Below are 390 nucleotides of genomic sequence, written 5' to 3' on the forward strand. Positions count from 1 at the left end.
TGTGTGCATACTGGTTCAGCTCGTTAATAATGCACTCAGGTTCTTCACTGAGGGGCATATTGTCCATATCTAAAATCCCATCATTTTTTTGGCGATTATCCGTTTGCAGCTCGGCAAACAGAGGGGTGAGATCCTGCTGTGCTTCCCCTCGTTCAGCCACCAGTTCGAACGTTTTATTTTTTGCCGCATCGTTACTCAGGGCGCTGACCAGAACCCGGGCGATTTGCTCTCGGGATATCACGCCATCTTCCGGGGTTCCCGCATGGCGTCGATCGCCCTGCAGCATAACGATTTTGTGCTCATCATCATTGTTGTAGTCAAACCAGCCGGGCCTGACGATGGTGTAGGGATGGCCACTCGCCCTGACCAGACGTTCGGCGCGTCTTTTCC

1 protein-coding gene is annotated in these 390 nt (G+C 52.6%); it reads right to left on the minus strand.

The window, feature by feature from the left end; genetic code table 11:
• Positions 1-390 (minus strand): NAD(P)H-binding protein (locus tag JOY50_RS28645; RefSeq protein ID WP_243056187.1); only part of this gene is annotated, 390 nt, incomplete at both ends.

This window comes from Pseudomonas sp. BP01 (assembly GCF_022760795.1).
In the GTDB taxonomy this organism is placed as follows: Bacteria; Pseudomonadota; Gammaproteobacteria; order Pseudomonadales; family Pseudomonadaceae; genus Aquipseudomonas; species Aquipseudomonas putida_Q.